The organism is Streptomyces palmae (genome assembly GCF_004684805.1).
Lineage (GTDB): Bacteria > Actinomycetota > Actinomycetes > Streptomycetales > Streptomycetaceae > Streptomyces > Streptomyces palmae.
Map to the genome: position 1 here is coordinate 1 of NZ_SRID01000400.1, position 6,143 is coordinate 6,143.

5 protein-coding genes are annotated in these 6,143 nt (G+C 75.1%); 4 read left to right on the top strand and 1 reads right to left on the bottom strand.

The window, feature by feature from the left end; genetic code table 11:
- The first annotated feature begins 374 nt into the window (after positions 1-374).
- Positions 375-2,111, top strand: coding sequence for a BACON domain-containing protein (locus tag E4099_RS34590; RefSeq protein WP_245245231.1), 1,737 nt, complete (start codon positions 375-377; stop codon positions 2,109-2,111).
- A 285-nt stretch (positions 2,112-2,396) separates the two neighbouring features.
- On the opposite strand, the gene E4099_RS27725 is transcribed toward E4099_RS34590, so the two are convergent.
- Positions 2,397-3,365 carry a DUF3109 family protein gene (locus tag E4099_RS27725; RefSeq protein ID WP_209446770.1) on the bottom strand — a complete coding sequence of 323 codons (969 nt, stop codon included), beginning with the start codon at positions 3,363-3,365 and terminating at the stop codon, positions 2,397-2,399.
- Between the two features lie 64 nt (positions 3,366-3,429).
- Here E4099_RS27725 and E4099_RS27730 point away from each other — a divergent pair, with 64 nt between their 5' ends.
- From E4099_RS27730 to E4099_RS27740, 3 genes are all read left to right on the top strand, one after another.
- Positions 3,430-4,362 carry a Ppx/GppA family phosphatase gene (locus tag E4099_RS27730; RefSeq protein WP_135341867.1) on the top strand — a complete coding sequence of 311 codons (933 nt, stop codon included), beginning with the start codon at positions 3,430-3,432 and terminating at the stop codon, positions 4,360-4,362.
- 64 nt (positions 4,363-4,426) lie between these two features.
- Complete coding sequence (locus E4099_RS27735) at positions 4,427-5,251, top strand: sugar phosphate isomerase/epimerase family protein (RefSeq protein ID WP_135341868.1); 825 nt, start codon at positions 4,427-4,429, stop codon at positions 5,249-5,251.
- Positions 5,252-5,424: 173 nt separating this feature from the next.
- Entirely contained in the window at positions 5,425-6,105 is a 681-nt protein-coding gene (locus tag E4099_RS27740; RefSeq protein ID WP_386390394.1) for a TetR/AcrR family transcriptional regulator, read from the top strand.
- Positions 6,106-6,143 lie beyond the last annotated feature (38 nt).

The window sequence follows — 6,143 nt, forward strand, 5'->3', positions numbered from 1 at the left end:
GGGAGCGGGCGGAGGGTGCCGAGCGAGCCGATGGCGGGGAGCCGGCCGAGGCGGCTTGCGGTGAGGGTCGGTCCGAGCGCCCCGCGGAAGAGGGGCGGGCCGATCGGGACGACGGGGCCGGCCAGGGCGGATGTGAGGAGACCGGCGGGGCCGACTCCGGTGGGGACCTGTGTGTGGTCGGCGGTTCTGCGAAGAGCGCCGGGGAGGCCGTGGGTGCCTCCGGTGGTTCTGAGGCGTGTGGCGGGGAGGCCGTGGATGCCTCCGGTGGTTACGGGGAGGGCGGCGGGGCGGCCGAGTCCGGGGGCGTCGTAGGCGCACCCCCCGGAGCCGAGGAGGGCGGCCGCGCGCCTGACGGATGTGAACCGGGCGAACCCGTGGCCACGGAACCCATGGTCACCGAGCGCGCCCCTGACGGGTGGGGAGCGGGCGCCCCCACCGACCCCCGGGAGCGGGAGTGCGCCGCCGCGGAATCCGAGGAGGAGGGCGCCGCCCCCGGGCCGGAGGAGGGGCAGGAGGGGTACGCCGCCGCGGCATCCGAGGGCGAGCGGCACCGCGGTGAACTGGCCGCGCTGGCCTGGCCGGAGGCCGCCGGGACCAGTTCGGAGCAGCGGGAGGCGCTGGAGTTGGCGGTGCGGCACCAGTTGGCGCCGCAGGAGGTCGCGGCGGTGCTGGGGCGGGAGCGGGACGAGACCCGGGAGCTGCTCGCCAGCGCCGCCTGCGAGGTGGAGCGCACCCGTGCCGCGCTCGCCGTGGTGGAGCTGGGAAGCTGTCCGATGGTGTCGCGGCTGGCCTTGGACAACCAGGTGCTGCTGTCGGCCGCACTCCGGCATGAGCTGGTGCGGCATGTGGACGACTGCCGGGAGTGCCGTCGCCGGGCGGAGCACGCCACGGCGGATGGGCCCTGGCCGGGTACGGCGGCCACCGCCGCCGCGCTCCCCGTGGTGGAAGCGTCGCGTCCGGAGGTGCACGCCGCAATGTTGTGCGCCCTGCGCATGCGCCCGGCGCGCGCCGGCGCGGGGCCGAGCTTCGACCGTTTCGGATTCCCGCTGGAGCCCAAGGACCGTTCCGCCCGCCGTCGTAGGCGGCGTGGCCGTGTGATGGCGGTGGCCGTGGTCGCCACCGTGGCCGTGGCTCCGGCGTTCGCGCTCTGGGCGGCCTACCGCGGCGCACCGCACGTCGGTGGCACCGCGGAGGTGGACGCGATGTCCAGGCGGCAGGAGCGGTTCGGACTCGAGGAGCGCCCGTACGGGATCCACCCGCGCAGGGAGGGCGGGGCGCACCCCACCCGGGGTGTTTCGGAGGCCGGGGGTTCCCGGCTCTCGGTCGAGGTGCTGGGTGCCAGCGCGGGTGGCTGGGCCACCCGGGAGACCGCCCTGGAGCCGGAGCGGCGGCGGAAGGGCACCCCGCCGAGGGAGCCGCTGCCCCTGATGCCGCCCGCGCCGCCGGAACTGCTGGCCTCGCCGCTGCCCCCGGTGCCTCCGGCGTCGCCGTCACTGTCGGGTGCCCCGGGTGGGCCCGGTGCCTCCGGCAGTGCTGACGGCTCGGGCGCTTCCGGCGGCGCGGCCGAGGACGGTGCGCGCCGTGGCGGCCCGGGGGCCGAGCGCGGGAAGGGCGCCCGGAGCGGGGCCGGACGTACCGGCCAATCCGGCCCGCGGCGTTCGGCGGCGGGCCCGGGCCGGCTGGCGGTGGAGGCCGAGCCCCGAGAGGGGTTCACGGTGATCACGCTGACCGCCTCCGGCGGCGCACCGGTCCGCTGGACGGCGGCGACCAGTGCGCCCTGGCTCCTGCTGAGCCGTACCGCGGGGCAGCTGCGGCCCGGCGAGTCCACCAGCGTCACGGTGGCCGTGGACCGGGATCGGGAGCCCGGGGGCGACTGGAGCGCACGGGTGAGGGTGACACCTGGCGACGGGGTGGTGGTGATCGACGGGCACGGAGCGGACCGCCGGCCCGATCCCGCGCCGGCGACACCCCCGCCGGCGCCGGTGCCCGTACCCCTGGCCATCCCGTCCACGGCGCCGGGCGAGCCACCCACGATGGCCGCACCCCCCGCGCCCCTCAGGCCGACCGGACTTCCCCACCCCCCGTGGCGGGACGCACCGGCGGCGCCGTAGCGGTGGGGGCGCGGTAGCGCGGCAGGCGCGGGGTGCCGGAGAGCAGCCGCTCCCGGGCCGCCGGGCCGCTGAGCCGCTGGGCCGTTCGTCCACCGGGCCACCCGGCCACGGCCGTTCCGGCTAGCGGACGGCGGGGCGTGGCGGACCCGCCGGGGACGCCGGCCGTGGGCCTGGTGAAGCGGTACGCCCCGGCCGGGGTGCGTCAAGGGCGGTACGCCGCCGTGGGTGAGCCGAAGCCGGTACGCCGCCGTGGGTGCCGAGGAGCGCCTCGGACGGTCGGCCCGGTCAGCTCCGTTCGGCGGGTGCCGGGTCGGCCGGGTGCGGGGCGAGCAGGGGGAGCTGGGAGGCCAGGCGGGCCTCGCAGTGCCTGACCAGCTCGGCGTACCCGGCCGGGCCCATCAGTTCGGTGAGCTCCGCGCGGTAGGACACGTACACCGGCTCGCCGGCGCCGTGCGCGGAGGTGGCCGAGGTGCACCACCAGTGCAGATCGTGGCCGCCCGGCCCCCACCCGCGGCGGTCGTACTCGCCGATGGAGATCTGCAGCACCCGGGTGTCGTCCGGGCGGTCGATCCAGTCGTAGGTGCGCCGGATCGGCAGCTGCCAGCACACGTCCGGCTTGGTCTCCAGCGGTTCGCGCCCCTCGCGCAGCGCCAGGATGTGCAGCGAGCAGCCCGCCCCGCCCGCGAAACCGGGGCGGTTCTGGAAGATGCAGGAGCCCTTGTGGCGACGGGTCTGGCGCTCGCCGTCCTCGTCGACCTGGGTCCAGCCGGTGCGGTTGCCCTCCTCGTGGAACTGCCAGAGGTCAGGGGTGAGCCGCGCCACCTCGCGGGCCACCCGCTGCTCGTCCTCCTCGTCGGAGAAGTGGGCGCCCAGGGTGCAGCAGCCGTCGGCGGCCCGGCCGGCCTGGATGCCCTGGCAGCCCTGGCCGAAGACGCAGGTCCAGCGGGAGGTCAGCCAGGTGAGATCGCAGCGGAAGACCTGCTCGTCGTCGGCCGGGTCGGGGAACTCCACCCAGGCGCGGGAGAAGTCCAGACCCACCTCGTCCGGGACCTCGGTCCCGGGCAGGCCGCCGAGGGCCTCGCCGCCGACCTCGCGGGAGCCCTTCGCGGAGCCCTTCACGGCGTCCTTCGCGGAGCCCTTGGCCAGGTCCTCGCGGGAGTCCTTCACCGAGTCCCGCTGGAGGTCCTTCGTGGACTCCTTCTTGGAGCCCTTCTCGGAGGCTTTGCCCTGCTTCGCCTTTTTGGTCTTTGCCACACCCCAAGCGTATGCGGGCGGGGACGTGTGTCTGACCGCGTGGTGCGCCCAGTAGCGTGCGGGCATGAGACTCGGAGTCCTCGACGTGGGTTCGAACACCGTCCACCTGCTGGTGGTGGACGCGCATCCGGGCGCCCGCCCGCTGCCCGCGCACTCGCACAAGGTGCAGTTGCGGCTGGCGGAGCTGCTGGACGCCGAGGGCTCCATCAGCACGAACGGCATCGACCGGCTGATCGCGGTGATCAAGGAGGCGATGCTCGCGGCCGAGGACAAGGGCGTGGAGGAGGTGCTCCCCTTCGCTACCTCCGCGGTGCGCGAGGCCGCCAACGCCGAGGCGGTACTGGCCCGGGTCGCCGAGGAGACCGGCGTCAACCTCACCGTGCTCAGCGGCGAGGAGGAGGCGCGGCTCACCTTCCTCGCCGCGCGCCGCTGGTACGGCTGGTCGGCGGGCCGGCTGCTGGTCCTGGACATCGGCGGCGGCTCCCTGGAGATCGCCTACGGTCTGGACGAGGTGCCGGACATCGCCGCCTCGCTGCCGCTGGGCGCCGGCCGGCTCACCTCGGCCTGGCTGCCTGGTGACCCGCCCGACCCCGGCGACGTCCGCGCCCTGCGCCGGCACGTACGGGCGCAGATCGCCCGGCTCGTGGGTGACTTCAGTCGCATCGGCACGCCCGACCACGTGGTCGGTACCTCCAAGACCTTCAAGCAGCTGGCCCGGATAGCCGGTGCCGACCGTTCGGCGGACGGCCCGTACACGCACCGCAAGCTGGGCATCCGGGCACTGGAGAACTGGGTGCCGAAGCTGGCCGAGATGCCCGTCGCGCAGCGTGCCGGCCTGCCGGGCGTGTCGGACGGCCGGGCCCAGCAGCTGGCCGCGGGGGCGCTGGTCGCGGAGGGCGCCATGGACCTGTTCGGGGTGGATGAGCTGGAGATCTGCCCCTGGGCACTGCGCGAGGGCCTGATCCTGCGCCGCCTGGACCACCTCCCCGCGTCCTGACCGCGTACCGTCGTCCGTGTGACCACCTGCCGTCGTCTTGACGCACGGCCGTACGCTGTCCCTCGTGACAGAGCCAGTAGTGCGCATCCCGGATGCGAAGGTCGCCCTGTCCACGGCGTCGGTCTATCCCGAGTCGACGGCGACGGCCTTCGAGATCGCCGCCCGCCTCGGATACGACGGGGTCGAGGTCATGGTGTGGACCGATCCGGTCAGCCAGGACATCGAGTCGCTGCGCCGGCTCTCCGACTACCACGGGGTGCCCATCCTGGCCGTTCACGCGCCCTGTCTGCTGATCACGCAGCGGGTGTGGTCCACCGACCCCTGGGTGAAGCTCCAGCGGGCCAAGTCGGCGGCCGAGCGGCTGGGGGCCTCCACCGTGGTGGTGCACCCGCCCTTCCGCTGGCAGCGCGGCTACGCCCGGGAGTTCGTACGCGGCATCTGGCGGATGTGCGGGGAGACGGACGTACGGTTCGCCGTCGAGAACATGTACCCGTGGCGGTACCGGGACCGCGAGATGCTCGCGTACGCCCCGGACTGGGACGTCACCAAGGACGACTACCGTCACTTCACCCTGGACACCTCGCACACCGCCACCGCGCGCACCGACGCCCTCCAGATGGTCGACCGGATGGGTGATCGGCTGGCGCACATCCACCTGGCCGACGGCGGGGGCTCCGCCAAGGACGAGCACCTGGTGCCCGGCCGCGGCACCCAGCCCTGCGCCGAACTCCTGGAGCGGCTGGCGGCCACCGGCTTCAGCGGCCATGTGGTGGTCGAGGTCAACACCCGCCGGGCCATGTCCAGCGCCGAGCGCGAGGCGGACCTGGCGGAGGCATTGGCCTTCACCCGGCTGCACCTCGCCTCCCCGACCCGCGTCCCGGGCTCATGACGGACCCGGATCCCGGTGCGGTGGCGGGCGCGGCACCCGGAGTGGTGCCGGATCCGGGATCCGGTGCGGTGTCGGGCTCGGCGCCTGGAGTGGTAGCGGGCGGGGATCCCGGTGCGCTGTCGGGCTCGGGGCTCGGGAAGAACGCCGTGCCGGAGGCCGTCCTGCCCGGGGTCATCGCGTCGGAGGGCCCGGCGATCGTCCCGCCGGAGGACGTCTTGCCCGTCTCGCGCCGTCGGGGCCGCCCGGCCCGCAACGGGACCGCGGCGGGGCCCGGTGCGCGGGACCGGATCCTGCGGGCGGCCCGGTCCGAGTTCGCCGAGCGCGGCTACGACAAGACCTCGGTGCGCGGGATCGCCAAGGCGGCCGGGGTGGACCCGGCGCTGGTGCACCACTACTTCGGCACCAAGGAGCAGGTGTTCGAGACGGCCATCGAACTGAGCTTCGCGCCTGCGCCGACGGTGCCCGAGGCGGTGGCGGCCGGGGGCCGGGAGCAGGCGGGCGAACGGATGGCGCGCGCCATGTTCGCGATCTGGGAGAGCCCCGAGACCTGCGAGGCGATGCTGGCCGTCCTCCGCTCGGCGCTCACCAACGAGGTCGCGGCCGGGGTGCTGCGGGGGCTGATCGAGCGGCGGATCCTGGCCCGGATGGCCGGCGAACTGGCGGACGTGCCCCAACCCGGGCTCCGGGCGCAGCTGGCGGCCGGGCAATTGATCGGGATCGCGATGCTCCGCTATGTGCTCCGGATGGAGCCGATCGCCTCGGCGGAGACCGAGGAGATCGTGGCGATGGTCGGCCCCATCGTCCAGCGGTACCTGACGGCCCCCGACCCAGGCGCGACATCCCGCACCCGGTGACGGGGCGAGCCAGGCCCGCCCCTCTGCCCCCTGTCTCT

Coding starts and splice junctions, on each gene's coding strand:
- E4099_RS27730 (WP_135341867.1), top strand. CDS start 3,430: ATGAGACTCGGAGTCCTCGACGTGGGTTCGAACACCGTCCACCTGCTG.